Source organism: Alcaligenes phenolicus, from assembly GCF_032063905.1.
Taxonomy (GTDB): Bacteria; Pseudomonadota; Gammaproteobacteria; order Burkholderiales; family Burkholderiaceae_B; genus Alcaligenes; species Alcaligenes phenolicus.
Map to the genome: position 1 here is coordinate 60586 of NZ_DAMBOE010000010.1, position 26599 is coordinate 87184.

The following is a 26599-nucleotide window of genomic DNA, read 5'->3' on the forward strand; positions in this document are numbered from 1 at the left end:
CATGTTTAACGAAGCGGCTGAACACCATCAGCCGCTTTTTTATTGCGGAGGCTCCCCCATGAGCATCGTCGAACTGAACGAAGAAACATTCCAGGCTGCAGTAGAAGACGGCAAACCCCTGATCATCGACTTCTGGGCTCCTTGGTGCGGTCCATGTCGCCAATTCGCCCCTGTCTTTGACGCAGCAGCGGCCAAGCACCCCGGCGTGACCTTTGGCAAGGTGAACACGGAAGAAGAGCAGGAACTGGCCGCTGGCCTGCGTATTCGCTCCATCCCTACCCTGATGGTCTTCCGTGAAAACGTCTTGCTGTTCTCGCAAGCCGGTGCCCTTTCCGCTGCCCAGCTGGACGATCTGATCGAACAGGTCCAGGCTGTGGACATGGAAAAAGTCCATGCTGAAATTGCTGCCCAGCAAAACCAGCAGCCTGACCAGGCCTGATTTGCCCGGCCCCAGAAAAAACGCCAGACAAATCGTCTGGCGTTTTTTTTGCATGAATGCGATTTAGTCGCAGTTTTCCAGCTCGATAATCGCGAAGCCGCTGCGTTTGATTTCATTTTCGACCGGCGCAGAAGCCATTTCCGTATGGCAAAAGCGGCACTCGCGCGAGGTGAAGTTTTCCACATTCACCCCTTTGGCCGCCAGATAGCGCTGACCATAACTCAAGACCTTGTCCATATCCTTGGCATCGTCGCTGACCAAGATATCAAAGTGCATACGACGCCCATCAGGACGCACAACGTAGGTATCAAACACCGCAATCTTCATGACAAACCCTTTTCAGCAAAAAACCTAGTAGGTACAGGTCGGCCCGCAAGAGGAAGAATCCTGCTTGTCCGCCACCCCCTCTTTCTTGTCCGCTTGCGCCGGGCGGCGAGCAATCAGCTGGCCGACAAACGCACCCAGACGCAGATCGTCCAGATGGCCCAATTCCTTCAGAGCCAGATTGCCATCACGATCAAAAATAATGGTGGATGGCGTCCCGCCCAGGCCCCATTCCTTCATTGTGCGCGGCAAGGGGCCGCTGTCTGAGGGCTGATCAATAGCGATGGGGAAATTCAAGCGGTACTCGTGGGCAAACGCCTGCAAAGCCGCAGGGCCCATCACGTCGTGATGCTCGAACACGCTATGCAGGCCAATGATGCGTAGATCATCGCGCGAGAACAGCGTATCCAGCTTCTTGGCTTGCGGCAGGCTGTTGATGACACAGCCAGGGCAAAGCATCTGAAAGGCCGTGACCACCACCACGCGGCCACGCAAGGACGCCAAGCTTAATGGAGCGGTCGTATTGAGCCACTGACTGGCATGGATCTCGTAGGACATGGCTTACACCCACAATGCTGACTAAACCCGATCATACCCGCAGGCTGGATACAGACTTAGAAGGAATCAGAGGTATGTAGTATGGCCACTGCCTGGACGGTGCAGAGGGATAATCGTCTGGAAAAGATACCTTTTCGTCCAGAAAACTCCATCAAGGACGATGGCGACCAGAGGTCCATTGCAGACCTTGGGCAGAACCGAGGATGACTTAGGCTTGCTCCAGGGGTTCACACTCCCCCTGACCACGCGTCATATTGATAAAGGACTGTTGAAAATCCGCTTTATGCTCGACCGGCAGATTCAACAGCCACCGCACGCCTTCAGCATCGAATTGCTCGTCCTGAACCTGAACGCCAAAGCTGTCGAAACGGGATTGAACTAACGCCAGATCGGCAAAGGAGCAACGGCAGCGCAAAGCCGCCATGGGAATCAGTTCCTGTTTGTCAGCAAGACGCAAACATTGAGCGGCCACGCCGCCATAGGCGCGCACCAGGCCACCCGTACCCAGCTTGACGCCCCCAAACCAACGTATCACCAGCACCGCAACACGATCGCAATCCTGGCCTTCTATGGCTTGCAGAATGGGACGCCCGGCCGTGCCGCCGGGTTCGCCATCATCGTTAAAGCGGTATTCCGACCCGATCTTGTAGGCCCAGCAATTATGCGTGGCATCGGGCACACCCTTGGCCTGGAAAAAAGCCAAAGCCTGACTGGCACTGTCTACGGGCGCAGCCAGTGCCAGAAAGCGGCTTTTTTTGATGTCCTGCTCAAAGCTGGTGGGCTCACGCAGGGTAAACACCGCCACCCCTAGCCTCAGTCCTGCTCGCGGCTGGCCAGGTAATCTTCGTAGCCACCGCGGTAATCCACCAGACGGCCTTCAGGCATCACTTCGATAATGCGGGTTGCCACGCCGGAGACGAACTCGCGGTCATGGGACACGAAAATCAGGGTGCCTTCAAACTTTTCCATGGCCATCTGCAAGGACTCGATCGATTCCATGTCCAGGTGGTTGGTCGGTTCGTCCAGCAACATGACGTTGTGACGGCCCAGCATCAGGCGCGAGAAAGTCATGCGGTTTTTCTCGCCACCAGACAGCACTTTCACGGGCTTGATGATGTCATCGGCCGAGAACAACATGCGGCCCAGCACCGAGCGCAAAGACTGATCGTCGTCGCCGGCCTGACGGAACTGGCTGATCCAGTCAAACACATTGTCCTCGGTATCGAACTCGTCAGAGACGTCCTGAGCCATATAGCCAATATCAGCGTTCTCGGACCAGACCACCGAGCCGCTGTCGGGAGTCAGATCACCGGCCAGCAAACGCAGCAAAGTCGTCTTACCCACACCGTTCGCACCCACAATCGCAATTTTCTCGCCCGCTTCAATCATGGCCGAGAAATTCTTGATAATGGGACGCTCGTAGGACTTGCTCAAACCCTCGACCGTCACGGCCAGGCGATGCAGAACTTTTTTCTGTTCAAAACGAATAAACGGGTTCTGACGCGAAGAAGGCTTCACTTCGATGGTCTCTGCCTTCAGGCGACCAATCTGTTTCAGGCGCGAGGTAGCCTGACGGGACTTGGACTTGTTGGCGGCAAAACGGCGCACAAAGTCCTGCAGCTCGCCAATACGCTCTTTGGCCTTGGAGTTGGCCGCCAACACACGTTCGCGCGACTGCACCGACGCCAGCATGTAATCGTCGTAGTTGCCGGGGTAGACACGCAGCTCGCCGTAATCCAGGTCAGCCATGTGAGTGCAGACCTGATTCAGGAAGTGACGATCGTGACTGATGATGATCATCGTGCTCTGGTAGCTGTTGAGCACATCTTCCAGCCAACGAATCGTGTTGATATCCAGGTTGTTGGTCGGCTCGTCCAGCAGCAAAACATCGGGGTTGGAGAACAGGGCCTGTGCCAGCAGCACACGCAGTTTCCAGCCCGGAGCAATTTCGCTCATAGGCAACTGATGCTGTTCGACCGGAATTTCCAGACCCATCAGCAATTCACCGGCACGGCTCTCGGCGGTATAACCGTCGTACTCGGCAAAACGGGCCTCCAGTTCGGCGGCCTTCATATAGTCTTCTTCGGTGGCCTCTGGATTGTCGTAGATGGCATCACGCTCTTGCATGGTGCTCCACATTTCTGTGTGGCCCATCAGCACCACGTCCAGCACACGTTTGTCTTCGTAGGCAAACTGGTCCTGACGCAGCTTGCCCAGGCGCACGCCCGGGTCCAGCGATACATTACCCCCGCTTGGCTCCAGGTCGCCGCCAATGATTTTCATGAAGGTAGACTTGCCCGACCCGTTGGCACCAATCAGGCCATAGCGGTTGCCTCCGCCCAGTTTGACACTGACGTTTTCAAATAAAGGCTTGGCACCAAACTGGATCGTTAAATTAGCGGTGGAGATCACGTAAACGTACTTTGAAAAAGGTTGAGTTCAACCCAGTAGTGTATCAAGCAGGCGCGAAATCCGTTAGTGTTCGTGCTCATCCAGAACCAGATAAGCCATGCCGTCCTCGGTAGCCAGGCCCACTTCCTTGCCAATAGGCAGGCTGACCTTGACGTCCACATGACCATAAGGCAGGCCCGTTACGACCGGGACTTTGACGGTTTCACGCAACCAGCGCACCACCGAGTCCATATCAAAGCCGTTATCCGAAGCCCCTGTCTTGTAAGCCGTGAAACGGCCTAATACCACCGCCATCTGACGATTCAGCACGCCGGCATGCCAGAGTTGCGTCAACATGCGCTCGACCCGGTACGGGGCTTCGCCCACGTCTTCCAGGAACAGGATGCCGCCGTCGATCTGAGGGAAATAGGGGGTGCCCAGCAAGGAGCAGACCAGGGCCAGATTGCCGCCCCACAGAACACCGTGACCATCGACGGCATCCGAACCCTCGGACTCAAAGCTGAACAGCTCCAGCTCGCCACGCATCAATTCGCCAAACAGTTCGGTCGTCAATTCATCGGTTTCATCGCCACCAAAGTCCGCAATGGCGGTGGGGCCGGTGTAGCTGATGGCGCCAGTTTGCGCCAGCAAGGCCAGATTGAAGGCCGTGAAATCCGACATGCCCACAAAACGCTTGCCGCTATCGGCCACCGCGCGCCAATCGATCTGGCCCAGAATACGGCTTAAACCGTAGCCACCGCGTGTCGCCATCACAATGGGCTGAGGCTGTTGTAAGGAACGCTGTACCGCAGCCAGACGCTGAGCGTCCGTACCGGCAAAGCGTTCATCCACCTCCAGGGCATCCGGGTCTATGTCAACGGCAAAGCCCAGTTGGTTCAAGCGCTGGCTTGCCAGCTCCAGGCGTTTGGGTTCAAGGATCTGGCCAGAGGGCGAAAACAGGTAAATGCCCGAACTGTCCTGCTGCCCACAATGGCATTGGCCATGTTCGTGGTGATGGTGATGATGGTCGTGCTCGGGGCTGCTCATGATTAACCTTGAAAATAAAGTGCTGATATTTTAGCGAGACTACTGGGCGCCATCCAGCGGCGATTGGACTGTTTGAGCCTGCTTTTGCAACTTCTTTTGTTCGCGTCGTTCGCGGAAAAAATCCCGCAAGGCTTGGGCTGCCTCTTCGGACATCAAACCACCCGAGACACGGGTGTGGTGATTCAAAGTGGGATGCAAATGCAAGGACTCCACACTGCCACACACGCCGGTCTTGGGATCGGCTGCGGCCCACACCACACGTGACAGACGCGCATGCAACAAGGCTCCCAAGCACATCATGCAAGGCTCCAGCGTCACGAACAGGCTGGCGCCGGGCAAGCGGTAATTGCCAACTTTACGCGTCGCGGCGCGCAAGGCCACGATCTCGGCATGCTGGGTGGGATCGTGATCACAAACCGTGCGATTGGAGCCCACAGACAGCAGCCTGCCGTCCGCATCCAATAGTACGGCACCTACAGGCACCTCGCCGATGCTGGCCGCCAGTTGAGCCTGCTCCAGGGCTAAAGCCATAGCCTGAGCATCACTCAAAACGTCACTCTCTGTTGGCGGTGGTAAGCTAGTTGGCATCGTCAAATCCATTGCGTTATTCAAACCCTGTCGGCACAGCAAAAGGGTCATTTTACTGTCTATGCAGAACACTCCTGATTCTCACGCTATTTTGCGTGTTCGAGGCCTGAGCAAACAATACGCAAACGGGCATCAAGCCCTGCACGCTTTGGACCTGGATATCTGGCGGGGCGAGATTTTTGCCCTGCTCGGCTCCAACGGCGCAGGCAAAACCACCTTGATCAGTATTATCTGCGGGCTGGTCAATCGCAGCAGCGGCACCGTTCTGGTGGATGGCGCAGACAATGTCGCCGACTACAAGCGCGCCCGCCAGAAAATTGGCCTGGTGCCGCAAGAGCTAAGCGCCGACTCCTTCGAGACAGTCTGGAATACCGTCAGCTTCAGCCGTGGCCTGTTTGGCAAAGCACCCAATCCGGCCCTGATCGAGCAGATTCTGAAGGACTTGTCGCTATGGGACAAGAAAGACAGCCCCTTGATTACGCTCTCGGGCGGCATGAAACGCCGCGTCCTGATCGCAAAGGCACTTTCCCATGAACCGGAAATCCTGTTTCTGGATGAACCCACCGCCGGTGTGGACGTGGCCTTGCGCCAAGGCATGTGGGCCTTGGTGAAACGGCTGCGCAGCCAAGGGGTCACCATTATTCTGACCACCCATTACATCGAAGAAGCCCAGGAGATGGCTGACCGCATCGGCTTCATCAATAAAGGTTCACTGCAACTGGTGGAAACCAAAGACAATCTGATGCGCCGCCTGGGCGGTAAAACTTTGAGCCTGAATCTGGCCGAGCCGATCAGCACCCTGCCCGCTGCGCTGGAAACGCTGGGACTGCAAAGCACTGCGGATGGCATGGGCCTGCTCTACCCCTTGACCAACCGCGAACAAGGTCATGACCTGAGCAATTTGCTGGCGGCAGTTGGGCAAGCGGGGCTGACCATTACCGACATTCATACCCGCGAGCGCAGTCTGGAAGATATTTACGTTGAGTTTGTAGGGGCACAGTCATGAACTGGTACGCCATCCTGGCCATTTATCGCTACGAAATGTCACGCACCCGACGCACCCTGCTGCAAAGCATCGTAGCCCCCGTGATTTCCACCGCCTTGTATTTTGTGGTGTTTGGCGCTGCCATTGGCCATCGCATCAATGAAATCGGCGGCGTGCCCTATGGCGCGTTTATCGTGCCTGGGCTGACCATGTTGTCGGTGTTGACCCATAGCGTCTCCAACGCCGCCTTCGGAATTTACTTTCCGCGCTTTACGCGCAATATTTACGAGATTCTGTCTGCCCCCATTTCACACTTCGAGGTGACCTTGGCGTTTGTGGGCGCAGCAGCCACCAAGTCGCTGTTTCTGGCGGCCATCATCCTGATCACGGCGCGCTTGTTTGTGCCTTACGAGATTGCCCACCCTATCTGGATGCTGTGCTTTCTGGCCTTAACCGCCCTGACCTTCAGTCTATTGGGTTTCATTATCGGTATCTGGGCCGACAACTTTGAAAAGCTGCAATTCGTGCCCATGCTGATTCTGACGCCACTGACCTTTTTGGGCGGCACCTTCTATTCCATCGACATGCTGCCCGAGTTCTGGCAGAAACTGACCTTGCTGAACCCGGTGCTGTACCTGATCAGCGGCTTTCGCTGGAGTTTCTTTGATCTGGCCGATGTGAATGTGTGGCTGAGCCTGGGCATGACACTGCTGTTTTTAAGTGTGTTTCTTGCCGTGGCGGGCTGGATTTTCAAAACGGGCTATCGATTGCGCCCGTGAATAAAAAAGGCCGGGAATATTTCCCGGCCTTTTTTTTGGAGCTCGAACAGGACACGCAGTCGCTAAATACTGAACGCCCCCTCAGAACAGTTCAATCGGGATGCACAGCGCAATCCATAAAACTGGCTTGCTCTCCATACTGACGCAGCTTTGCTCCCAGCACAGGTGCAGGCACCCCTTCAATCGGCTTGTAGCCCAGACGCTGCCAATAAGCCACAGCAGGCCCCAAGGACACCAGACTGCACCGACGCAAGCCACGCTGCCAGGCATAGCGGCGACCGGCTTGCAACAGGGCCCCGGCTACCCCACGGCCTTGCGCACGACGCATCACGGCGCAGTCGTGAATAAACCATTGGTCCGCAGGTGAAGGCAGGCTGTTCAGTGCATCGCCCAGAGACGGCGGCAGAAGGCCTGCCCAAGGATAGGACACCAAATAACCCTGCAATTGATTGTCGGTATCACGTGCGACCCAGCAGCTATCCGGAGCCAGATCCAGACGGTTCTGATAGAAGCTGCGGTCTTCCAGAATATCCGCGTCGTACACATCCGCCTGGACTTCCAGCACCTGACCCAGATCGTGCACACGCATTAATTCAATTCGTACATTCATAGCTGATACACGGCGGCGTCACGTCGCCACCGTGCCGTTTCACTCGCTTTAGTCGCGGAAGTTATCGTACTGCAAAGGCAATTCCACATCGGTCTGTTTCAACAGAGCGATGGCAGCCTGCAAGTCGTCCCGTTTCTTGCCGGTTACACGCAGTTTTTCACCTTGAATCTGCGTCTCTACTTTCAGCTTGGCGTTCTTGATGGCAGCGATCAGTTTCTTGGACGTAGGCTGGTCCAGACCCTGACGCACTTTCACTTTCTGACGCGCGCCGGCCACGTTTTCCAGAACCTTCTCGGTGTCCAGGCAGCGCACATCAATACCGCGGGCAGCAATACGGCCACGCAGAATCTGCATCATTTGCTCGAGCTGAAACACGCTGGGAGCCGATTGCAAAATGGTGTTCTCGTCTTCGAGTTCAAATTTGGCATCCGTACCTTTGAAGTCAAAACGGGTGGCCAGTTCACGGCTGGCTTGTTCCACTGCATTACGCAGTTCGTGGGTGTTGACCTCGGATACAACGTCAAAAGATGGCATTCCTAACCGTCCTGTTCCTTAAGTGCAGACAGGCCGCATGAAGCGACCTGTGTGCTTTTTAGAAAACGCTGGTCTTAGTCCGAAGCGGCTTGCTTGGCCTGCTGACGCAGCGCGAATTTCTGTATTTTACCTGTTGCCGTTTTGGGCAACTCCATAAAACTGAAATGTCGCGGTATTTTAAAGCCAGCCAAGTACTGACGGCAATGCGCGCGCAGTTCCTCCACCGTCACTTCCGCACCGGGGCGCAGCTCCACATAAACATGAGGCGCTTCACCCCAACGCTCGTCCGGCTGGGCTACAACGGCCGCCGCCTGCACAGCTGGATGGCGGTACATGACGTCTTCAATCTCGATGGAGGAAATGTTCTCGCCCCCGGAAATGATGATGTCCTTGCTGCGATCCTTGATACGTACGTAGCCGTCCGGCTCGCACACAGCCAGGTCGCCGGTATGGAACCAGCCACCACCCAGGGATTCCTGGGTAGCCTGCGCGTTCTTCAAATACCCCTTCATGGTGATATTGCCGCGGAACATGATCTCGCCCATAGTCTCGCCATCGGCAGGAACGGGCTCCATGGTTTGCGGATTCAAAACCTGTACGCCCCCTTGCAGGTGATAACGCACACCTTGACGGGCATTGCGCTGCGCACGTTCCTGGATATCCAGCTCACTCCAGGGTGCATGCTGCGCACAGACCGAAGCGGGGCCATACGTTTCGGTCAGGCCATAAACGTGGGTCAGCGCAAAGCCCATGCGCTCCATGCCTTCGATCATGGTCGCCGGTGGTGCCGCGCCAGCCACCATGGCCGACACGCCCTTGGGCAGGCGGGACTTCAGCGCTTCGTCGGAGTTGACCAGCAGGGAGTGCACAATCGGTGCACCACAGTAGTGGGTAACGCCGTAATCGACCATATTGTCGACCATGGCCTGGGCTTCCACCTTGCGCAAACAGACGTTCACACCAGCACGGGCCGCGATCACCCAGGGGAAAGTCCAACCATTGCAATGGAACATGGGCAGGGTCCACAGATAGACCGCATGCTTGGGCATGTCCCATTCCAGGACGTTGGACAAAGCCCCCAGATAAGCGCCACGGTGGTGATAGACCACGCCTTTGGGCTTGCCGGTGGTACCGCTGGTGTAGTTCAGGGCAATCGCATCCCACTCGTTGGCGGGCAATTGCCAGTCGTAATCCGGGTCACCACCGTCCACGAACTCTTCGTAGGTTTGCGAGCCGATACGCTCTGCGCCAGTGTCAAAATAATTGTCCACGACGTCGATGACCAGAATGGGCTCTTTGCTTTCGCGCAGGCTCAAGGCCTCTTTCATGACGGCGGCAAATTCGCTGTCCACCAGCACCGCACGCGCTTCGCCGTGATCCAGCATATAAGCGATGGTGCTGGCATCCAGACGGGTATTCAAGGTGTTCAGTACGGCACCGCACATGGGCACGCCAAAGTGTGCCTGAACCATGGGCGGAGTATTGGGCAACATCACGGCCACGGTATCGCCTTTGCCAACCCCTGCCTTGGACAGCGCACTGCCCAGCTGACGAGTACGGGCATACAGCTGCGACCAGCTCATCTTGATGCCGTTTTGGGCGGGCCCATAAACCAGAGCCGGGTAGTCAGGGTAGACAAAAGCACTGCGCTCGATGAAATCCAGCGGCGACAAAACACGATAATTGGCGTCTGTCTGGGGCAAATCCTGATCGTAAATACTCACCACAAAGTCTCCAAAAAAGGGCGGGCTAACCGAAATTCACGGCGGTCCGTCTGATAATTGCGCTCTTACATTAGCTGGCTACGCGCCTTTGGGCAAGGTCGCCTTTTCAGTCATAGAGGCGCATAATGACACGCTATCCTAGGTATATATCGCGACCGGCTGACTGCTCGCTGACAGTTTGCCCCCTACCTGAAGGCCCTTCATGCCCGTAGCCATGCTGTATATTGCCGCCGGTGGTGCCCTGGGCGCATTGGCGCGTTGGTTCCTGAGTCAGGCTTTGAATGCCCTGTTCCCCACCCTGCCCCCCGGTACTTTGCTGGCTAACTTGATTGGCGGCTATTTAATGGGTATCGCAATGGCCTATTTCAGCGGCTTGGGCCTGGGTCACGAAGGTTGGCGCATGTTCGTCATGACGGGCTTTCTGGGTGGCCTGACCACTTTTTCCACCTTTTCCGCCGAGATCATGACCTTGATGATGCAGCAGCGTTATCTGTGGGCCATGGGCGGCATTGCCATCCACGTTGCCGGTTCCCTGCTCATGCTGGGTCTGGGCATGGCTACGTGGAGCCTGTTGCGGGGGCAAGCATGATAGACGTCCATTTTCTTCAAGCCGGTTTCCCTCCTCCCGATGTCGAGCAGCGCTTTGGCAACCAGAATGCCTGGTTCAAACGCGCCTTGCAGCCCCTGGAGGTGAATGTCCACACCTGGCGAGTCCACCAGGACGAGGCCTTGCCTGCGCCGGACTGCCCGGATCCTGTGGTGATCAGCGGCTCCTGGAACATGGTCACCGACAAACTGGACTGGAGTGAAAACCTGGCCGCCTGGATTCGGGAACGCTATCAGACACAAATGCCTTTGCTGGGTATTTGCTACGGCCATCAGTTAATGGCCTACGCCTTGGGCGGCTGCGTGGATTACCACCCCAAAGGGGCCGAGGTGGGTTACCTGCCCATTCACCTGACCGAGCAGGCCCACGAGCATGAACTGCTGGCCAATCTACCCATGCAATTCCCTGCTCTGCTTACGCACCAACAAAGCGTACTGAGCTTGCCAGACCATGTGGAAATACTGGGCAGCTCTGCACACGACCCGCATCAAATACTGCGTTACGGCCCTGCGCAGTGGTCGATCCAGTTTCACCCTGAATTTTTTGCCGGCCTGCTGCGTTACTGCGTGCTGCGCAAGGCCGAATCCTGGCGAGCCCAAGGCATAGATCCCCAAACACTGGCAGACCCTATTCAGGACACGCCCGACGCCCATCGTCTGCTGTGCAATTTTGTACAGGCTTACTCGTCCAGCGGCCCTAATGGCCGACGGAAAAACTCGCCGGGCGTTTGACCCATCAAATCCCGAAAAGCTGCCACAAAGGCCGACATGCTTTCATAGCCACAAGCTAACGCGACATCAGTAACACGCTCTTGCCGCTCCAGCAAAGGCAAGGCACTCATGACACGCAGTCGCTGACGCCAGACCCGGAACGTCAGCCCGGTCTGCTGACGAAACAGACGGCTCAAGGTTTTTTCTGACAAACCCTGTTGCTCTGCCAAATCCTGCAAACTCCAATCGCCCGAAGGTTGGGCCTGCAATAGCTCGCAGACCTGCAAAAGACGCGGGTCCGAAGGCCAAGGCAGAATCAGGCCACTTTCAGGCGCAGCCAGCAAGCGATCCAGCAGGACCTGCACCAGACGCCCCTGCGCCCCCTCGCGCTCGTACAACACAGGCAAAAGACTGAACTCGCGTATCAGTTCACGCAGCAAGCGGTCTACCACAACCACTCGACACACCGTAGGGGCCTCTGGCAAGGCACTGACATCGATATAAAGACTACGAATCTGCGCATCAGGCGAGCTACGCACCCCATGTTCCACGCCCGCAGGCACCCATACCGCCTGTTGAGGCGGCGCCATGAAGCGCCCACTGGCAGTACGCACTTCGATCACCCCCGTCAGCGCATAGGAAAACTGCACCCAGGGATGCCGGTGTGGGCGAGCAATGGCCTGATTGGGCAAGGTACGCTCCTGACCATATAAAGGCCTGGGTAGATAGCGCAGCTGCTGCAAACTCTCTGGAATTCGCTCCGCAGGCATGAGAATGTCCGTTTGTCGATAATCCATATCCGTTTAGCGATAAACCCCCAAAAAGGTCTACGGTAAAGTGAGGCCTTTCATAACGCAAGCCTTTCAAGCCTCTAACAAACCCATGTTCTCTCAACTGCGACTGCTTTTTGACAACTTCACCCTGATCCTGATCGGCGTAGTGGCACTGGCAAGTTTCTTTCCCGCCTACGGCCAAGGTGCGGTGTTCTTTGACGTGATCACTGGTCTGGCCATTGCCCTGCTGTTTTTCATGCACGGGGCCAAGCTATCCCGCGAAGCCATCATTGCTGGGGCCACCCACTGGCGTTTGCACCTGCTGGTCTTTGGCTGCACCTTTGTCATGTTCCCCTTGCTGGGCCTGCTGTCCAAGCCCATCTTGCTGCCATTGCTGGGCATGCCCTTGTTTGTGGGCATTCTGTACATGTGCGCCCTGCCCGGCACCGTGCAATCGGCCATTGCCTTTACCTCGATTGCTCGCGGTAACGTACCTGCCGCGATTTGCAGCGCCTCGGCCTCCAGCCTGATCGGTATTGTGCTCACCCCCGTCTTGTTGAAACTGCTGCTTGATGCAGACGGTGGTTCGGCCACTTCGACCCTGGACGCCATCAAGAAGATCAGTCTGCAATTGTTGTTGCCTTTTGTGGTCGGCCACTTGATGCGCCCCCTGATTGGCAAATGGATGGATCGCAACCGTAAATGGCTGCGCAGCGTGGACCAGTCCTCCATCTTGCTGGTGGTCTACACCGCTTTCAGCGCCTCGGTGATTGGTGGCCTGTGGCAAGCCGTACCGCCCAAGTCCCTGGCTATTCTGGCTGTGGTTTGCCTGGTGCTGCTGGCCATCATTCTGTTCCTGACCACCTGGCTGGCCCGCAAGCTGGGCTTCAATAAAGAAGACGAAATCACGATTGTCTTCGGTGGCTCCAAGAAAAGTCTCGCCACTGGCGTACCTATGGCCCAAGTGTTGTTTACTGGCGCCGCCATTGGCCCGGCCCTGCTGCCCATCATGATCTTCCACCAGATCCAGTTGATGGCTTGTGCTTTCATTGCGAATAAGTATGCGCAACGGCCTGAGACTCCTGAGGAAGCGATCAGCTTGCAAAAGGCCTGATAGCACTCCATCGTCAGCAGCCCCCAAACACGTGGGGCTTGCTTTGGAGACAGCGGCACAATAAAGAAACCGGCTTGATGCCGGTTTCTTTATTTAAAGATTCGAAATGTAGACAAAGATATCGGTGCCGTCGTACCTGAAGGAGCCATCGGGATTTTTTTGAGTGAGCACCTTGCGCAAATCGACCGGATGTAGCCAGCCTGCTCCCAGCAAACCGCCATTGATCGCCCGAATTTCGGTCCCTCCGACCGCGACGGCTGCGTGGAAGAACTCCATGCCCTTGACTCGACAAAAGCCAATGGCCTTGCCGCCAGGCAAGGAATTCCGACCATCCCACATTCTGCCTTCAGCAAACTTGAATACCGGCAGCCAGTTCTGCGCCGAAATGGAAGTCAGCCGATCAAAACTGATTTTCGCATTATATAAATAACGCATATAAGCAGCGGCGTCATAACACACACCTTTCATATAAGCCGTAATATCATCTGGCCCATGGATCAGGTGATTATCTGCATAGATAATTCTATCGGACGCCGAAAGCTTCGCCGTCTTCGTTCCTTTCTCTGTCAAATTCATGGCTAAACCCTTGTAAACAGATAAAAAACAAGGGCCTATAGTAGCAGTCGGATTCTGTTAAAAACCTGAAACCAAGTTTGATTGCTGATTGAATTAACTAATCGAAAATAAGACGACAGCCTAATTAGCATATTTATATTATTTGAATAAAAACTAGTTTATTAAAATAAATATAACCATTTAAAAAAACAAAAAAGAAAAAACCGGAATCAATATCAGCAAAATATATCTATTTCAGCTTATTGATCTTGTCGTTCAAGGTTGCAGCAGACAACTCCCCGGCTCGGACATCCACCAAACGTCCCTGCTCGTCCAAAAACAAGGTTGTAGGCAAGCCACGGCTGCGCACGGCCTGGCCCAGCTGCATTTGCGGGTCGCGCCACATATTATCCAGCTCCAGGTTCTCGTCCATCAGGTACTTCTGGATCTCGGCCAGTTCCTCGCCCTGATTCGCGAACACGATATTCACGTCGGACCGGGTGGATTGCACTTGCTTGAAGGCAGGCATTTCGCGGCGGCACGGAGGACACCAGCTGGCCCACAAGTTAACGACCGTGACCTTGCCTTTATACAAATCCAGATTTTCCGGAGCACTGACATCAAGCTGCATAGGGATCAAGTCTATCTCGGGCAATGGCATGGTGGTTTCCACTCCCCCTCGCCCTGTCGCGACCATGATTAGCGAAAATGCCGCAACACCAACGGCCAACCCTCCCGATACAGCAGGCAAAACGGCCTTGTCACGCAGCACGCGCCACAGCACATAGAACCAGCCTGCCGTCACGGCTGCCGGAATCATCAGACCGCCGTCGCGCAAATCCAGCCAGCTCAAGGGTTCGCTTTGATAAAACTGCCATTGCTGGATCAGAAAACCCAAACGACCGACCAGCACACCCAGAATAATCGCGCGCCACAGCACCGATTCGGCACGGGTTTGCCTGCGTCTATCCAGCCAGGCGGCAAGAAACAGCCCCAGCAATGCCGCGACCATAAAAGCAAATAGAGACGTGGCAAAGGTAAAGGGACCGAGCTGTATGCTTTGCATAAACATAAATCCTGACAAGACCAAATAAAAATCGACCCGCCATAAGCGGGTCGGGGCAATAAGTACAGACAGCGTCGCAGCTAAAAGATTCCCTCAATCAGGAGGCGCTACTCAAAATCTGCATGAATTGGCCCATTTTCGTTTTGCATTTGATGCCGGGTTCCAGCTCGACTCCACTGCTGACATCAATCGCATAGGGGCGATGCAAGGCGATTCGTTCGGCCACATTGTCGATACGCATGCCCCCGGCGAGAACCAGCGGCGGCAGCCCGTCCTGGCCTTCCAGACGCGCCTGCAGCCCCTGAATCAGCTCCGGATCAAAAGCCGTACCGGTGCCGCCATAGGCATCGTGATAACCATCCATCAACCAGGCACGAGCATCCTGATACTTCAAGCATTGTTCCAGCAGGCCATCCACCGTCTCCAGACCGGGCGCACCGACTCGAAAAGCCTTGATATACGGATGTGCATAGCGACGGCATTCTTCCGGGCTTTCCTCACCATGAAATTGCAGCAGATCCGGCTGCACCTGTTCCAGAATTTCCCGAACAAAGCTCTCGGACGCATTCACAAACAGGCTGACTGCCTGCACAAACGCCGGCACACGGGCGCGCAGGGCAACAGCCTGTTCCGTACTTAGCATACGGGCACTTTTCGGGTAAAAGACAAACCCCACCGCATCCGCGCCCAACTGCACGGCAGCATCAATATCCTGCGCTCGGGTAAAGCCACAAATCTTGACTCGGGTACGGCTGAACATCACACATCCTTGAATAAAAAACGGGGGCCAGATGCCCCCGTGTGAATCATGAAATCACTTTATTGGAAACTGCTGGCCGCGTCATCCGTTCCAAATCCGTAGCTGTCAGAACCGTAAGTCGATTCCGTACCAAACTGGATTTGCGAATCCTCCAGCAGAACTTCGCCGTGTTTATAGTGCGTAACCAGTCCGGGGAAGACCAGTACCGTTGCCACCATCAACAACTGAATGATAATAAACGGTACCGAGCCCCAGTAAATATCCGTTGTGGCCACACGCTTGATGCGCTCGCCCGTCACCTTGTCGGTGTAGTCCTCTTTGGGGGCCACCGAACGCAGGAAGAACAGCGCAAAACCAAAAGGCGGGTGCATGAAGGAGGTCTGCATATTGACCGCCAGCAAGACACCGAACCAGATCAGGTCAATGCCCATCTTGTCGGCAATCGGCCCGAGCAGCGGCACAATAATGAAGGCCAGCTCAAAGAAGTCCAGGAAGAAAGCCAGCAGAAAAGTCAGGATACTGACGATAATCAGGAAGCCCCACTCGCCACCGGGCATGTCGATCAAGAGGTGCTCCACCCACAGATCGCCATTAATGCCACGGAAGCTCAGGCTAAAGACGGTCGAACCCACCAGAATGAAGACCACAAAGCAGGACAGGCGGGTCGTCGATTCCATGGCCTGACGCAGCAGCTTCCAGGACAGGCGGCCACGAGATACCGCCATGATGATGGCGCCGACTGCCCCCATCGCCCCACCCTCTGTGGGCGTTGCCACCCCAATAAAGATCGTACCCAGCACCAGGAAGATCAGGAACAGCGGGGGCACCATCACAAAGACCACACGCTCGGCGATCTTGGACAGCATTTTCAGCTTGAGCAGCTTGTTGATCAGCGCGATCACCCAGGCCGTTACGCCCCACAACAGCAGCAGCACGACAATGTGCTCGTCCATCGGGATATTGGGATGCGTGGCAAAGTAATGCTGCGAGCCGAAATACGCCACGGCCGAGGCCACAATCGTCAAGGCGATCAGCGAAGTCAAACCACGACTGCCGTTAGGCTCTACATACACACGGGCCTCGGGTGGCAAGGCGGGAGCCGACTTGGGCTTGATGTAAGACATCACCACAATGTACAGAATGTAGATCGCTACCAGCAGCAGACCCGGCAGCATGGCGCCTCGGTACATATCACCGATGGAGCGGCCCAGTTGGTCAGCCAGAATGATCAGCACGATGGAGGGCGGGATGATTTGCGACAAGGTGCCTGAGGCGGCAATCACCCCGGTTGCCAGCTTGCGGTCATAGCCGTAGCGCAGCATGATGGGCAAGGAGATCAGGCCCATGGAGATGACGGAGGCCGACACCACACCCGTTGTAGCTGCCAGCATGGCACCGACCAGCACCACAGCAATTGCCAAACCACCACGCAAAGGCCCAAAGAGCTGGCCAATGGTATCGAGCAGGTCCTCTGCCATGCCTGATCGCTCTAATATCAAGCCCATCAAGGTAAAGAAGGGAACCGCCAGCAAGGTATCGTTCTCGACAATACCAAATACACGTTGAGGCAAGGCCTGAAACAAGGCCGGCTGCATCATGTCCAGTTCAATGGCAACCAGACCGTACAAAATCCCGATTGCCGACAAGGTGAAGGTAACGGGAAAACCCAATAGCAAAAACACGATCAGGTTAAAGAACATGATCGGAGCCAGATTATCAATCAGGAATTCCATTGTTACTGGCCCTTGGAAACAGAGGTTGTCACTTCATTTGCCTGGGCCATCTCGCGAATCTCCTGGGCAAGTTCTTCTTCTGCACTCAGTCCGCCATTCCTTAATAAAGGATTAGGACAGGCACCAAGCAAAAAGCCTATGCATTTGATCAGGTGGGATACACCTGCCAACGCCAATAGAGCAAAGCCGACGGGAATCAGCAACTTGACCGGCCAACGTACCAGCCCCCCCGTATTGGAAGACTGCTCGTTAAGCACGTAGGACTGCTCAAAAAATGGAATCGAGAGCCAGAAAATCAGCAAGGTCGCGGGCAGGAGAAAAAAGATCACGCCGATAATATCGATCCAGATCTGAACGCGCGGCGGAAAACGTTCCGCCAGGGCATCCACCCGAACATGCTCGTTCACAAAGAAGGTATAACCAGCGGCCAGCAGGAAAATTGCACCGAACAAATACCACTGCAATTCCAGCCACTGATTGGAACTGACGCCGTAGACCTTGCGTACTACAGCGTTAATCGCACTGACCAACACCACGATCAGGGTCAGCCAAGTCACGGACTTACCAACGACCGTATTCAGACGGTCGATCAAACTAGACAATCGTAAGAAGAATTTCATGGCCTTGCTCAGGATATGGTCGCCTTCAGGATTCGCTTGTGGCTAATGCTCGAAGGTGGTCGGCCTTATACAGATAAGAATGTAAGAGAAGAAAATGGCTTCACATTTTATACGATTGAAGCATGTGAAGCCGGTTCGAATACCGGGGATAAACCCTTTAGAAACGGACTGAATCATGATTTTTCTTCAGGCCGTTTCACCAAAACGCAATCCACTTAACTCATAGAGCAAATCGTAGGGATTGCTGGCGGGAATATCAAACTGATCGGGGTAATCCACCCCGGCCAGATACAGACCACTGGCATCGAAGGTCGGGGCTGACAAGCGGCGATCGCGTTGTGCCAATAAATGCAGCGCCCAATCGGGCGGCTGACGACCTTGGCCAATATAAATCAGCATGCCCATCAGATTGCGGATCATGTGATGTAAAAAGGCATTGGCGCTGAAACGGAACAGGAAAAAGTCGCCCTGCTGTTCAATCCGGATCTGCGACATGGTGCGCACCGGACTGGCCGCCTGGCATTGCGAGGAACGAAATGCGCTGAAATCATGTTCGCCCACCAGGTGCTGGGCGGCCTCTTGCATCAGAGCCAGGTCCAAAGGACGAAACACCCAGGCCACTCGACCATGCAACAAGGGGGAACGCACCCGGTGCTGGCGCAGCAGATAAACGTAATGACGGCCTTGGGCCGAGAAGCGGGCATGAAAATCATCCGGCACTTCGCGTGCCCATTGCACGGATACAGAGTCCGGCAGCAAGGCATTCAAACCGCGTACCCACGACTCCAGGCTGCGCTCGGCAGCCGTATCCAGATGAACCACTTGATTAAGGGCATGAACGCCAGTGTCGGTGCGACCGGCGCAGATCGTAGAAACAGGCTGGGCCGTAAAACGGCCCAGTGCCTGCTCCAGAACATCTTGAACGGTGTTGCCACCGGCCTGACTTTGCCAACCCAGCCAGGGCGTCCCTTCATAGCAGACACCCAATGCAATACGTCTCATGGTGGGTTTGCCTTACTGACGAACGGGAGGCTCGTCCGAAGGCGGCTGATCCAAGTCCAGATTAATTTTTTCCAGCTTTTCCCGAACCATCGCTTCACTGACAGGCGCAGGGGAATCATCGCCATGGCGATTTTCAGTATTGGCACGACGCAAAACCCAGGTCACCAGGACCACAATCAACGCCAGTACCACGGCCATCACGGCCAACATATGTTCTTGAATCCAGGACACGGTCTTTTTTGCCTTGTTAACTGCACCGGCCATCTTGCCCTGTTCGGGCTCGGATGGCACGGAAATCGCTCCTGCCACCGCGGCAGAAGAAGCGGCGCCTGAGGCGCCAGAAGAAGTATTACCAGTAGCAGCATCGCTGCCGGAGTCACCCAGACCCAGCTCCTGCGCCGAATCCAGGATCAGATCTTTAGCGGCCTCGCCTTGGGACTGCAAGGCACGGCCCAGGGTGGAGACATTCTCTTCCAGCTGCGAGACACGATCGCCGGTCTCGCGCAGCTCGTGCTGCAATTGCTGTTTGGCGTCACGGGCATCTGCCCCTGCCGACAACAGCAAACGATCCTGGCCTTTCGCCTGAGCACCTGGATCACCGGAGCCTGTTTGTGCCACACCTTGAGATGCATCCGCCTGATCCTGCCCTGCTTGCGCAGCGGAGCGCAAGGCCTGCGCCTGGTCAACATAGAAGCGGCGGGCTTGGGCATCGTCAATGGACAACATGGCCGCCGCATCAGGAATCTGTAGCGTTTGCCCCGCCTTCAGGCGATGCATATTCTGGTCGATGAAGGCATTCGGGTTCTGCTTTTGAACCGCCATCATCCACTGATAGGAGCTGACACCATCCACCGCATGGCGGCGCGCCAGGGCATGCAGGGTATCACCCGATTTCACGCGTACCGCGCTTTGGGTCTGCACATTGGAAGCGGAAGTCGAAGTAGCAGCCTGCACGGACACCGGTGCCCGATAGCCTGCCTGTGGCTGGGCCACTGCCTTCACGGCCACCGGGGCCGGGGCCAGTACGCTGACCTGATGCAGGAACTGCCCGCTATCACTTTGAATCTGCAAGAGCACATCGGCCACCGAGCCCGAGAACATCTGCTCGGAGGACAACCGAATGCGTCGCACTTGCCCCTGCCCGTCCCGGTCGATGACGGCCTTCAGGGAGTCCAGATCAACCGGAGGGGTCAAGCCCGCCTGTTGCCAGGCGGACAAGGGGGCGGGTGTCACCTTCAAGGACAGGCTTTCTTCCGGGCTGATCTGTCGAATGCCCACATCCAGCTTGAAAACCTGATTAGGAGCCGACACAAAACGACTATGACCGATTTCCAGGGCGGAAACCGGCGCAGCCGCCAGCATCCCGGCCAATAGCAGGGCCGAACCCAGCGTACGTACAGGATGCAGACGGCCAGCCATGATTAGAGCTCGCCCAAAGCGATGCGCAACATGCGGCGCAGCGGTTCAGCCGCACCCCACAGCAACTGGTCGCCAACCGTGAAGGCGCTCAGGTACTCGGGGCCCATGTTCAGCTTGCGCAGACGGCCCACAGGGATGTCCAGCGTGCCGGTGACAGCAACCGGAGTCAGCGCTTCTACCGTGGCTTGACGCTCGTTAGGCACAACCTTGGCCCACTTGGAACCTTCAGCCAGGATGTCGGTGATCTCGTCAAGCGGAACATCGCGGGTCAGCTTGATAGTCAGCGCCTGGCTGTGGCAGCGCATGGCACCGATACGCACGCACAGACCGTCGATAGGAATGTGCTTGTCCTGTGCACCACGGCCCAGGATCTTGTTGGTTTCCACACCGCCTTTCCACTCTTCACGCGTCATGCCATTGCCCAGATCGGAGTCGATCCAGGGGATCAAGCTACCGCCCAGGGGTACGCCAAAGTTTTTCTGAGGCAGATTGGGGTCGCGTTGTGTCTGCAAGACACCGCGGTCAATATCCAGAATGGCCGATGCGGGATCGTCCAGCAGGCTGGAGACGGACTGGTTGATCAGACCGAACTGAGTCAGCAGTTCGCGCATATGCTGTGCGCCACCACCGGAAGCGGCCTGGTAAGTCATGCTGGTCATCCACTCAACCAGATTCTGGTTGAACAGGCCACCCAGACCCATCAGCATGCAGCTGACCGTACAGTTGCCACCGATGAACTGCTTGCCACCTTTGGCCAGTGCAGCATCGATAACAGGACGGTTGATCGGGTCCAGCACGATCACGGAGTTTTCATCCATGCGCAGCGTGCTGGCCGCGTCAATCCACAAACCGTTCCAGCCAGCGGCACGCAGCTTGGGGTAGATCTGGCTTGTGTAATCTCCACCCTGGGCGGTCACAATAATTGGCAACTTTTTCAAGGCATCAATATCGTGGGCGTCCTGCAATGGGCCAGCACCGTCAGCCCACGAAGGAGCTGCGCCGCCAGCATTGCTAGTCGAGAAAAACACCGGCTGAAAAAGGGAAAAATCGCCTTCGTCGCGCATGCGCTGCATGAGCACGGAGCCCACCATCCCACGCCAGCCGACCAAACCTACCGCTTGAGTCATGGTAATACCACCTGGATATATAAAAAAATAAAACGATAAAAGATACTATCGCAAAGCCTTGAGCACTGCATCCCCCATAGCACTGGTACTCAGCAATTGGCAACCGTCTTCGTAGATGTCACCGGTGCGCAGACCTTGTTCGAGCACGCTGGCAACCGCCGCTTCGATACGCTTGGCCTGGTCTTCTGCATTGAGCGAGTAGCGTAGCAACATGGCAGCGGACAAAATGGTGGCCAAAGGATTGGCCTTGTCCTGACCGGCGATATCGGGTGCCGAGCCGTGGCTGGGTTCGTACAAACCTTGCTGGGATGCGTTCAGAGATGCCGAAGGCAACATGCCAATGGAGCCTGTCAACATGGCCGCTTCATCCGATAGGATATCGCCAAACAGGTTGCCTGTGACGATCACGTCGAATTCTTTTGGTGCGCGCACCAATTGCATGGCGGCGTTGTCCACATACATGTGGCTCAATTCCACGTCCGGATATTCGCGGGCCACATCGATCATGATGTCGCGCCAGAACTGGGACGTTTCCAGCACATTGGACTTGTCCACGCTGCACAAGCGCTTTTGACGCTTTTGTGCGGCCTGGAAACCCACGTGAGCGATACGGCGCACTTCGCTTTCGGCGTAGTGCATGGTGTCAAAGCCCTGACGCTCGCCCGCGAAGCTGCCCTCTTCCACGGTACGCACGCCACGCGGCTGACCGAAGTAGATATCGCCCGTCAATTCACGCACGATCAGGATATCCAGACCGGACACAACCTCTGGTTTCAAGGTAGAGGCGTTAGCCAGTTGCGGGTACAGGATGGCGGGACGCAGGTTGGCGAACAGGCCCATGGCACGACGCAAACCCAAAATGGCTTGCTCGGGACGCAGGTGACGCTCCAGCGAGTCGTATTTCCAGTCACCCACGGCGCCGAACAGCACAGCGTCGGAGTTTTGAGCCAGGCTCAGCGTTTCAGGTGGCAGGGGGTGGCCGTGCAAATCGTAAGCGGCGCCGCCCACGGGAGCCACGGTCATTTCCAGATCCATGCCCAGAGCACCCAGTACGCGCTGGGCCTGTTCGGTAATCTCGGGACCGATGCCATCACCGGGCAATACTGCAATTTTATGAGTCATGATGAGTAGGACGTAAAAATTAGGGAGTAAGTGTGAAGAACTCCGGCCTGATGGCCGGAGCATCTTGGCCGCCATACGAAGGCAGCCACAGTGAGGCTTTTACAAAAGGCCTGCAAACAGGCTCAAGGCTGACCAACCAGCCAGGGGTGACGGGCCAGACGCTCGGCTTCGTACTGACGGATCATGTCCGCTTTCTGCAAAGTCAGGCCAATTTCATCCAGACCATTCAAGAGGCTGTGCTTGCGCGAAGCATCAATGGTGAACGGCAGTTCACGGCCTTCAGGCGTGATCACGCGCTGCTCGGCCAGATCAATACGCAGCTTGTAGCCGGGGAAGGCTTTGACTTCATCGAACAGGCGGGCAATATCCAGCTCGTTCAGGACGATGGGCAGCAAGCCGTTCTTGAAGCTGTTGTTGAAGAAAATATCGGCAAAGGACGGCGCGATAATGGCGCGAAAGCCATATTGCATCAGGGCCCAGGGAGCGTGCTCACGGCTGGAGCCACAACCAAAGTTCTTGCGCGCCAGCAGCACGGAAGCGCCCTGGTAGCGGTCCTGGTTCAGCACAAAATCCGGGTTCAGCGGGCGGCGCGAATTGTCCATGCCGGGCTCGCCGTGGTCCAGATAGCGCAATTCATCAAACAGGTTGGGGCCAAAGCCGGTGCGCTTGATGGATTTGAGGAACTGCTTGGGGATGATCAAGTCCGTATCCACGTTCTCCCGATCCAAGGGAGCGACCAGACCTTCATGAGTAGTAAATGCTTGCATGGTGTGGATTTCCTCAGTTGAACGAACGCACGTCGACAAAATGACCGGCAATGGCAGCGGCAGCCGCCATGGCTGGGCTGACCAGGTGGGTACGACCACCCTGCCCCTGACGTCCTTCAAAGTTACGGTTGGAGGTCGAAGCGCAACGCTCGCCCGGTTCCAGACGGTCAGCGTTCATGGCCAGACACATGGAGCAACCAGGCTCACGCCATTCAAAACCGGCGTTCAGGAAAATCTTGTCCAGACCTTCTTGCTCGGCCTGACGTTTCACCAGACCGGAGCCGGGAACAATCATGGCCTGCTTGACGTTGGAAGCGACTTTGCGACCCTTGGCCACGCTGGCGGCTGCACGCAAGTCTTCAATACGGGCATTGGTACAGGAGCCGATAAACACGCGGTCAATGCGGATGTCAGTCAAGGGCATATTGGGCGTCAGACCCATGTACTCCAGGGCGCGCTCCATACCATTGCGGGCAACTTCGTCTTTTTCTTTCTCTGGATCGGGTACGCGGCTGTCGATAGGCAGCACCATTTCTGGCGAGGTGCCCCAAGTCAGCTGAGGGGTGATCTGACTGGCGTCGATGCGAATCACGCGATCAAACTCGGCACCTTCGTCAGTGTGCAAGGTGTTCCAGTAAGCCACAGCCTGATCCCACAACACGCCTTTGGGCGAGTAAGGACGGCCACGCAAGTACTGAATGGTTTGCTCGTCCACAGCCACCATGCCTGAACGTGCACCGGCTTCGATCGCCATATTGCACACGGTCATGCGGCCTTCCATGGACAAGGCGCGAATCGCCGAGCCGCCGAACTCAATGGCGTAGCCGGTACCACCAGCAGTACCGATTTGACCGATCACGTAAAGGATCAAGTCCTTGGCGGTACAGCCAAAAGGCAGCTTGCCGTCTACCTGGATCAGCATGCTTTTGCTTTTCTTCATCAGCAAGGTCTGAGTAGCCAGCGTGTGCTCGACTTCCGAGGTACCAATACCAAAGGCCAAAGCGCCCACGGCACCGTGCGTGCTAGTGTGAGAGTCACCACACACCACGGTCATGCCGGGCAAGGTCGCGCCCTGCTCGGGGCCGACAATGTGCACAATGCCCTGACGCACGTCGTTCATGCGGAATTCGGTAATGCCGAATTCTTCGCAGTTGGCGTCCAGGGTATCGACCTGCAGACGCGAGATCGGGTCTTCAATACCGTTCTGACGGGAGGTGGTGGGGACGTTGTGGTCCGCCACAGCCAGGTTGGCACTGATGCGCCAAGGCTTGCGGCCGGCCAGTGTCAGACCTTCAAAGGCCTGGGGGCTGGTCACTTCATGCAGCAAGTGGCGATCAATGTAGATCAAACAGGTGCCATCCGTGTCCTGATGCACGACGTGTTCGTCGAACAACTTATCGTATAAGGTTTTTGCCATTGCGCTCTCGCGATTCAGTTGAAATTACAGTCCGCACAAAGCGGGCTGCACATTAATTTTTTCTTATTATGACAGGCGTAGTAACTGGGACAAGGCCAGTCACTATCCTAGTATTGAAACTACTAGGATAGTTGAACGAAAAAGCCCAAAGAGCCGAACAACACGGAGTAACGGCATAAATCTGCAGTCTAATGACGGAGTCACGGACAGAACGCTCACCAGGCAACTCGAACAGCTCGATTACCTGATAACAAATCAAATAAGAATGACCTGCCTTAATGATTGCTGAAAACGGCAATAGCTGCGCTCAAGCGCCGAACCCAATCATCGGCCATGCGTTGATCGCTGATATTGGCAAAGCCCATCAACAGACCCTTATGCTCGGCAGGCGGCATTTGCCAATCGCTCAGTGCCTGTACCGCCAAACCTTTTGCCTGCGCCGCCTTGGCCAGAACCCGGTCATCTTCAGCCTGCTTCAGATTGGCGAGCACATGAATGCCCCCTGCCTGGCTTTGTATCTGCAAACGCTCTCCCAAGGTCTGCTCCAGCGCCTCTACCAACCAGGCACGTCGCTGCGCATATAAGGTCCGCATCTGGCGCAGGTGCCGCGCAAAATAGCCCTGCTCCATGAAGTCCGCCACCGTGGCCTGCGTCAGGATGGACCCCGGCCCGCCTGAATAATGAGCCGCCTGCTGGAAACGCTCCACCTGGGACAAGGGTGCAACCAAGTACGCCAGCCGCAAACCGGGATTCAGAACCTTGCTGAAGGTGCCGGTATAGATCACCCTGTCGTCCCTATCCAGACTTTTCAGGGCAGGCAAAGGACGTCCGTGATAGCGAAACTCGCTGTCGTAATCGTCCTCCACAATCCAGGCCTGCTGCTGTCTGGCCCACTCCAGCAATTGCAAACGCCTGGGCAGGGACATGGCCATGCCCATGGGGCTTTGATGAGTGGGGGTCACGATGGCAAAGCGTGCCTGTGGGCAATGCTGCTGCCCGGCTATAAGGTTCAGGCCGTCTTCATCCAGCGGCACCGCATGCACGTGCATGCCGGCCTGCTTCAAGAACTGGCGGGCAAAAATATAGCCAGGATTTTCGTACCAGCCCGCATCACCCGGATTCAGAACGCTACGACACACGAGCTCCAGCGCCCCCCAATACCCGGCCGTCACAAAGATCTGCTCCGGCAGGCAAGCTATGCCGCGCGATACGCCCAAATAAGCCGCGATGGCCCGCCGCAATGGCGCATAGCCCACCGGATCGGGGTAACGCATTGCCACTCCCCCCAAAGAGCGCTGATTCTGATTGGCCAGCCGAGCCCAGGTCTTGCGCGGAAAGGCATCCAAAGCCGGCAAACCCAACTGAAATGGCAAAGGGGGTGAGTCTTCGGCGGGTACATATGGCGAGGAGCGCAGGGATGAGGCAGGCACACTGGCATATCTTTTCGCAGCCAGACTGGCCAACTGCGGTGACACCACCGTTCCTGCCGGCCCCAGTGCCAGAAAGTAGCCTTCACCCAGCAGGATTTGATAGGCCTGCTCCACCGTACCCTTGGCCACATTCAGCTCACTGGCCAGACTACGTATGGATGGCACCCGGTCGCCGGGGCGCAATTGGCCTGCAGCAATCGCATCCCGAAAGCGCTCGTACAACTGCTGATAAATAGGAATGCCCGGTTCCCGGCTGGGTTTCCAGTGGCGTAGATCCATACCTATGTCCTAGTCAATTAATGATTTCTTGTCACTGATGACTGGGACATTACTCATGGATAATCAACAAGTAAAGCAGATAGCCCGGCTTGATGACTAGACTGCTACAAACAGTGCAT

General features: G+C 56.1%; 28 protein-coding genes. 6 read left to right on the top strand and 22 right to left on the bottom strand.

Translation table 11 applies throughout. The annotated features are described in order from the left end of the window. Positions 1–58: 58 nt before the first annotated feature. Positions 59–439, top strand: a complete 381-nt coding sequence (gene trxA, locus U2949_RS17615) for a thioredoxin (protein WP_009462103.1) — start codon at positions 59–61, stop codon at positions 437–439. A gap of 63 nt (positions 440–502) precedes the next feature. Here trxA and U2949_RS17620 read toward each other — a convergent pair whose 3' ends face one another. The 6 genes from U2949_RS17620 to tadA form a co-directional block, all read right to left on the bottom strand. Next, on the bottom strand, positions 503–766 hold the full coding sequence (locus U2949_RS17620; RefSeq protein WP_009462104.1) for a DUF2024 family protein: 264 nt from the start codon (positions 764–766) through the stop codon (positions 503–505). A 24-nt stretch (positions 767–790) separates the two neighbouring features. Next, entirely contained in the window at positions 791–1321 is a 531-nt protein-coding gene (locus U2949_RS17625; protein WP_009462106.1) for a peroxiredoxin family protein, read from the bottom strand. A gap of 208 nt (positions 1322–1529) precedes the next feature. Beyond that, a complete protein-coding gene (locus U2949_RS17630; RefSeq protein ID WP_026483348.1) occupies positions 1530–2126 on the bottom strand; it encodes an IMPACT family protein in 597 nt (198 codons plus the stop codon). Positions 2127–2134: 8 nt separating this feature from the next. Continuing rightward, positions 2135–3733: an ABC-F family ATPase gene (locus U2949_RS17635; protein WP_321289115.1), complete on the bottom strand. Its 1599-nt coding sequence runs from the start codon at positions 3731–3733 to the stop codon at positions 2135–2137. A gap of 63 nt (positions 3734–3796) precedes the next feature. Continuing rightward, positions 3797–4759 carry an LD-carboxypeptidase gene (locus tag U2949_RS17640; protein ID WP_321289117.1) on the bottom strand — a complete coding sequence of 321 codons (963 nt, stop codon included), beginning with the start codon at positions 4757–4759 and terminating at the stop codon, positions 3797–3799. Between the two features lie 39 nt (positions 4760–4798). Further along, complete coding sequence (gene tadA, locus U2949_RS17645; protein WP_051359103.1) at positions 4799–5347, bottom strand: tRNA adenosine(34) deaminase TadA; 549 nt, start codon at positions 5345–5347, stop codon at positions 4799–4801. A gap of 61 nt (positions 5348–5408) precedes the next feature. Here tadA and U2949_RS17650 point away from each other — a divergent pair, with 61 nt between their 5' ends. Both U2949_RS17650 and U2949_RS17655 read left to right on the top strand, forming a co-directional pair. Next, on the top strand, positions 5409–6353 hold the full coding sequence (locus U2949_RS17650; RefSeq protein ID WP_321289119.1) for an ABC transporter ATP-binding protein: 945 nt from the start codon (positions 5409–5411) through the stop codon (positions 6351–6353). Beyond that, on the top strand, positions 6350–7111 hold the full coding sequence (locus U2949_RS17655; RefSeq protein ID WP_009462119.1) for an ABC transporter permease: 762 nt from the start codon (positions 6350–6352) through the stop codon (positions 7109–7111). The genes U2949_RS17650 and U2949_RS17655 overlap by 4 nt, the downstream gene beginning before the upstream one ends. Before the next feature lie 91 nt (positions 7112–7202). Here the strand turns inward: U2949_RS17655 and U2949_RS17660 are convergent, their stop codons facing one another. From U2949_RS17660 to U2949_RS17670, 3 genes are all read right to left on the bottom strand, one after another. Next, positions 7203–7721 (bottom strand): GNAT family N-acetyltransferase, encoded by a 519-nt coding sequence (locus U2949_RS17660; protein WP_321289120.1) that lies wholly within the window; start codon positions 7719–7721, stop codon positions 7203–7205. A 48-nt stretch (positions 7722–7769) separates the two neighbouring features. Next, a complete protein-coding gene (locus U2949_RS17665; RefSeq protein ID WP_026483353.1) occupies positions 7770–8255 on the bottom strand; it encodes a YajQ family cyclic di-GMP-binding protein in 486 nt (161 codons plus the stop codon). A 74-nt stretch (positions 8256–8329) separates the two neighbouring features. Beyond that, positions 8330–9982, bottom strand: a complete 1653-nt coding sequence (locus tag U2949_RS17670; RefSeq protein ID WP_009462125.1) for an acyl-CoA synthetase — start codon at positions 9980–9982, stop codon at positions 8330–8332. A gap of 199 nt (positions 9983–10181) precedes the next feature. Here U2949_RS17670 and crcB point away from each other — a divergent pair, with 199 nt between their 5' ends. Both crcB and U2949_RS17680 read left to right on the top strand, forming a co-directional pair. Beyond that, on the top strand, positions 10182–10568 hold the full coding sequence (crcB, locus tag U2949_RS17675; RefSeq protein WP_026483354.1) for a fluoride efflux transporter CrcB: 387 nt from the start codon (positions 10182–10184) through the stop codon (positions 10566–10568). Continuing rightward, the gene (locus U2949_RS17680; protein WP_321289125.1) at positions 10565–11317 is read left to right on the top strand and encodes a glutamine amidotransferase; all 753 of its coding nucleotides are present in this window, start codon (positions 10565–10567) and stop codon (positions 11315–11317) included. The genes crcB and U2949_RS17680 overlap by 4 nt, the downstream gene beginning before the upstream one ends. Here U2949_RS17680 and U2949_RS17685 read toward each other — a convergent pair. Further along, on the bottom strand, positions 11266–12066 hold the full coding sequence (locus U2949_RS17685) for an AraC family transcriptional regulator (RefSeq protein ID WP_257722627.1): 801 nt from the start codon (positions 12064–12066) through the stop codon (positions 11266–11268). The genes U2949_RS17680 and U2949_RS17685 overlap by 52 nt on opposite strands. A 112-nt stretch (positions 12067–12178) precedes the next feature. On the opposite strand from U2949_RS17685, the gene U2949_RS17690 reads away from it, so the two are divergent. Next, positions 12179–13183, top strand: coding sequence for a bile acid:sodium symporter family protein (locus U2949_RS17690; RefSeq protein ID WP_060185163.1), 1005 nt, complete (start codon positions 12179–12181; stop codon positions 13181–13183). A 93-nt stretch (positions 13184–13276) separates the two neighbouring features. Here the strand turns inward: U2949_RS17690 and U2949_RS17695 are convergent, their stop codons facing one another. The 12 genes from U2949_RS17695 to pdxR all read right to left on the bottom strand — a co-directional run bounded on the left by U2949_RS17695 (position 13277) and on the right by pdxR (position 26480). After that, a complete protein-coding gene (locus U2949_RS17695; protein ID WP_321289129.1) occupies positions 13277–13759 on the bottom strand; it encodes an urea amidohydrolase in 483 nt (160 codons plus the stop codon). A gap of 229 nt (positions 13760–13988) precedes the next feature. Then, entirely contained in the window at positions 13989–14804 is an 816-nt protein-coding gene (locus U2949_RS17700; RefSeq protein WP_321289132.1) for a TlpA disulfide reductase family protein, read from the bottom strand. Between the two features lie 97 nt (positions 14805–14901). After that, complete coding sequence (locus U2949_RS17705) at positions 14902–15564, bottom strand: phosphoribosylanthranilate isomerase (RefSeq protein ID WP_257722628.1); 663 nt, start codon at positions 15562–15564, stop codon at positions 14902–14904. A gap of 59 nt (positions 15565–15623) precedes the next feature. Next, the gene (locus U2949_RS17710) at positions 15624–17297 is read right to left on the bottom strand and encodes a TRAP transporter large permease (RefSeq protein ID WP_026483361.1); all 1674 of its coding nucleotides are present in this window, start codon (positions 17295–17297) and stop codon (positions 15624–15626) included. Between the two features lie 2 nt (positions 17298–17299). After that, on the bottom strand, positions 17300–17917 hold the full coding sequence (locus tag U2949_RS17715) for a TRAP transporter small permease subunit (protein ID WP_026483362.1): 618 nt from the start codon (positions 17915–17917) through the stop codon (positions 17300–17302). A gap of 186 nt (positions 17918–18103) precedes the next feature. After that, the gene (truA, locus tag U2949_RS17720) at positions 18104–18919 is read right to left on the bottom strand and encodes a tRNA pseudouridine(38-40) synthase TruA (RefSeq protein WP_026483363.1); all 816 of its coding nucleotides are present in this window, start codon (positions 18917–18919) and stop codon (positions 18104–18106) included. A gap of 12 nt (positions 18920–18931) precedes the next feature. Next, entirely contained in the window at positions 18932–20338 is a 1407-nt protein-coding gene (locus U2949_RS17725) for a type IV pilus assembly protein FimV (RefSeq protein WP_321289136.1), read from the bottom strand. Between the two features lie 2 nt (positions 20339–20340). Further along, a complete protein-coding gene (gene asd, locus U2949_RS17730) occupies positions 20341–21465 on the bottom strand; it encodes an aspartate-semialdehyde dehydrogenase (protein ID WP_026483365.1) in 1125 nt (374 codons plus the stop codon). A 45-nt stretch (positions 21466–21510) separates the two neighbouring features. Next, positions 21511–22587: a 3-isopropylmalate dehydrogenase gene (gene leuB / locus U2949_RS17735; RefSeq protein WP_026483366.1), complete on the bottom strand. Its 1077-nt coding sequence runs from the start codon at positions 22585–22587 to the stop codon at positions 21511–21513. 122 nt (positions 22588–22709) lie between these two features. Next, positions 22710–23354, bottom strand: coding sequence for a 3-isopropylmalate dehydratase small subunit (gene leuD, locus U2949_RS17740; RefSeq protein ID WP_009462149.1), 645 nt, complete (start codon positions 23352–23354; stop codon positions 22710–22712). Positions 23355–23367: 13 nt separating this feature from the next. Beyond that, entirely contained in the window at positions 23368–24771 is a 1404-nt protein-coding gene (gene leuC, locus U2949_RS17745) for a 3-isopropylmalate dehydratase large subunit (RefSeq protein ID WP_257722630.1), read from the bottom strand. A gap of 275 nt (positions 24772–25046) precedes the next feature. Beyond that, positions 25047–26480 carry a MocR-like pyridoxine biosynthesis transcription factor PdxR gene (gene pdxR, locus U2949_RS17750; RefSeq protein WP_321289139.1) on the bottom strand — a complete coding sequence of 478 codons (1434 nt, stop codon included), beginning with the start codon at positions 26478–26480 and terminating at the stop codon, positions 25047–25049. Positions 26481–26599: the final 119 nt, after the last annotated feature.

Coding starts and splice junctions, on each gene's coding strand:
- trxA (WP_009462103.1), top strand. CDS start 59: ATGAGCATCGTCGAACTGAACGAAGAAACATTCCAGGCTGCAGTAGAA.
- U2949_RS17715 (WP_026483362.1), bottom strand. CDS start 17,917: ATGAAATTCTTCTTACGATTGTCTAGTTTGATCGACCGTCTGAATACG.
- leuD (WP_009462149.1), bottom strand. CDS start 23,354: ATGCAAGCATTTACTACTCATGAAGGTCTGGTCGCTCCCTTGGATCGG.
- U2949_RS17665 (WP_026483353.1), bottom strand. CDS start 8,255: ATGCCATCTTTTGACGTTGTATCCGAGGTCAACACCCACGAACTGCGT.
- U2949_RS17725 (WP_321289136.1), bottom strand. CDS start 20,338: ATGGCTGGCCGTCTGCATCCTGTACGTACGCTGGGTTCGGCCCTGCTA.
- tadA (WP_051359103.1), bottom strand. CDS start 5,347: ATGCCAACTAGCTTACCACCGCCAACAGAGAGTGACGTTTTGAGTGAT.
- pdxR (WP_321289139.1), bottom strand. CDS start 26,480: ATGGATCTACGCCACTGGAAACCCAGCCGGGAACCGGGCATTCCTATT.
- U2949_RS17640 (WP_321289117.1), bottom strand. CDS start 4,759: ATGAGCAGCCCCGAGCACGACCATCATCACCATCACCACGAACATGGC.
- U2949_RS17685 (WP_257722627.1), bottom strand. CDS start 12,066: ATGCCTGCGGAGCGAATTCCAGAGAGTTTGCAGCAGCTGCGCTATCTA.
- leuB (WP_026483366.1), bottom strand. CDS start 22,587: ATGACTCATAAAATTGCAGTATTGCCCGGTGATGGCATCGGTCCCGAG.
- U2949_RS17625 (WP_009462106.1), bottom strand. CDS start 1,321: ATGTCCTACGAGATCCATGCCAGTCAGTGGCTCAATACGACCGCTCCA.
- U2949_RS17690 (WP_060185163.1), top strand. CDS start 12,179: ATGTTCTCTCAACTGCGACTGCTTTTTGACAACTTCACCCTGATCCTG.
- leuC (WP_257722630.1), bottom strand. CDS start 24,771: ATGGCAAAAACCTTATACGATAAGTTGTTCGACGAACACGTCGTGCAT.
- U2949_RS17655 (WP_009462119.1), top strand. CDS start 6,350: ATGAACTGGTACGCCATCCTGGCCATTTATCGCTACGAAATGTCACGC.
- asd (WP_026483365.1), bottom strand. CDS start 21,465: ATGACTCAAGCGGTAGGTTTGGTCGGCTGGCGTGGGATGGTGGGCTCC.
- U2949_RS17710 (WP_026483361.1), bottom strand. CDS start 17,297: ATGGAATTCCTGATTGATAATCTGGCTCCGATCATGTTCTTTAACCTG.
- U2949_RS17680 (WP_321289125.1), top strand. CDS start 10,565: ATGATAGACGTCCATTTTCTTCAAGCCGGTTTCCCTCCTCCCGATGTC.
- U2949_RS17620 (WP_009462104.1), bottom strand. CDS start 766: ATGAAGATTGCGGTGTTTGATACCTACGTTGTGCGTCCTGATGGGCGT.
- crcB (WP_026483354.1), top strand. CDS start 10,182: ATGCCCGTAGCCATGCTGTATATTGCCGCCGGTGGTGCCCTGGGCGCA.
- truA (WP_026483363.1), bottom strand. CDS start 18,919: ATGAGACGTATTGCATTGGGTGTCTGCTATGAAGGGACGCCCTGGCTG.
- U2949_RS17695 (WP_321289129.1), bottom strand. CDS start 13,759: ATGAATTTGACAGAGAAAGGAACGAAGACGGCGAAGCTTTCGGCGTCC.
- U2949_RS17700 (WP_321289132.1), bottom strand. CDS start 14,804: ATGCAAAGCATACAGCTCGGTCCCTTTACCTTTGCCACGTCTCTATTT.
- U2949_RS17705 (WP_257722628.1), bottom strand. CDS start 15,564: ATGTTCAGCCGTACCCGAGTCAAGATTTGTGGCTTTACCCGAGCGCAG.
- U2949_RS17660 (WP_321289120.1), bottom strand. CDS start 7,721: ATGAATGTACGAATTGAATTAATGCGTGTGCACGATCTGGGTCAGGTG.
- U2949_RS17650 (WP_321289119.1), top strand. CDS start 5,409: ATGCAGAACACTCCTGATTCTCACGCTATTTTGCGTGTTCGAGGCCTG.